Raw genomic sequence first — 1,284 nt, 5'->3', positions numbered from 1 at the left:
GATGGAAACGGCATTGCATGCCGAGCGCGACGGCACAATCGCCGAAGTGCTGGTCAAGGCCGGCGATCAGATCGACGCCAAGGATCTGCTGATCGCATTCGGATGAGACAGAAATGTTGCCCAGGCAGAGTTGTCTGCGTCTGGCGGCAGCCCTCCATGCCGCATCGATAACAGCTTGACCGGTCGCCCCCGGTCGGGCATCGAACCGCTGCAAATTCGCCGCGACAGTTCCTGAGTCGCGGCATGGAAACGACGCGGAGAAAAAATGGCCGACGACATCACCGAAACCAGCCAGACTGTTGCCGCCGGCCAGCTGCGAGCCTTCATCGAGCGCATCGAGCGGCTCGAGGAAGAGAAGAAGACGATCGCCGACGACATCAAGGAAGTGTTCGCCGAGGCCAAAGGCACCGGCTTCGACACCAAGGCGATGCGGTCGATCATCCGGCTGCGCAAGAAGGATCAGGCTGAGCGGCAAGAGGAGGAAACCATCCTCGACCTCTACAAAGCCGCTCTCGGCATGGTGTAAGGCTGGTAATAGCCCTGGGCGCCGATTGCGGCGCCCTCAACGGGTCGAACCATGAGCGAATTCGACTTTGGCGTCCGCCGCGCCTCTGAATTCCGCCAACGCGGCTTCTGGACGCTGTTTTCGGAACGGCATCCGGAAGAAAGGGCTCTGATGGCGCGACGCGGACCCTGGTTCTGGCAGCGCGGGCTGCCCGACTTCGCCTTGGTCCTTTCGATGTATGTCGCGCCGGCGCAGAACCATGTCGGCGTCTTCTTCGGCCGCAACGAGAAGTTCGGTGCCACGGAAGCCTGATCGCGGTTGAAGCCGTTCCAGCCGGCGATCGAAGACAGGTTGAAGCTCAGGCCGGAACAGAGTTGCGAGGGCCTAGGCATCAATTCGCTGTGGCGGGTGAACTGCTTTGCCGAGGACAATTGGCCGGCCATGGCTGACTGGCTGGTGACGGAAGCATCGCGCTTCGAGCGCGCCGTTGCCGAGGTTCTCGGCGAGGGTGGCGAGGCCGGTTCGTGAATTCGCCTGCCTGTCAGCGGCTTGGGCTTAAAGCGCGTCGCGTCTGAAGCGATTCGTGCGACGCGCTTTAGTTTTGTTTTTATGCATGTCGTTACCCCAAAACCGCTGCGCACTTTTGGGCGACATGCATTAGTTCGGCTTCGCCGTATCCCGGCCGATCGCATCGAGATGCTGTTGCAGCGCCAGACGGTCGAGTGCATCCACCCGCAGATTGGTGAACAGCGAAATGCGGTTGTTGAGCATGCGATAGG

At 61.0% G+C, this 1,284-nt stretch carries 1 protein-coding gene and 2 pseudogenes; 2 read left to right on the top strand and 1 reads right to left on the bottom strand.

Annotated features, from left to right (window positions below; translation table 11 throughout):
- Positions 1 to 265 precede the first annotated feature (265 nt).
- Both EOA85_RS35435 and EOA85_RS40230 read left to right on the top strand, forming a co-directional pair.
- The gene (locus tag EOA85_RS35435) at positions 266 to 526 is read left to right on the top strand and encodes a DUF2312 domain-containing protein (RefSeq protein WP_023800031.1); all 261 of its coding nucleotides are present in this window, start codon (positions 266 to 268) and stop codon (positions 524 to 526) included.
- Between the two features lie 51 nt (positions 527 to 577).
- A pseudogene (locus EOA85_RS40230) lies at positions 578 to 1,033 on the top strand (hypothetical protein).
- A 129-nt stretch (positions 1,034 to 1,162) separates the two neighbouring features.
- Here EOA85_RS40230 and EOA85_RS39685 read toward each other — a convergent pair.
- A pseudogene (locus EOA85_RS39685) lies at positions 1,163 to 1,284 on the bottom strand (arsenate reductase ArsC); the annotation flags it as partial.

The sequence above is a fragment of the Mesorhizobium sp. M5C.F.Ca.IN.020.29.1.1 genome (genome assembly GCF_003997375.1).
GTDB classification, from domain to species: domain Bacteria; phylum Pseudomonadota; class Alphaproteobacteria; order Rhizobiales; family Rhizobiaceae; genus Mesorhizobium; species Mesorhizobium wenxiniae.
Note: the sequence above shows the minus strand (reverse complement) of the source record. Positions and strands in the feature narration are given on the sequence as shown.

What these genes read in the sequence shown, in the direction of transcription:
- EOA85_RS35435 (WP_023800031.1), top strand. Translation starts at nt 266, where the DNA reads ATGGCCGACGACATCACCGAAACCAGCCAGACTGTTGCCGCCGGCCAG.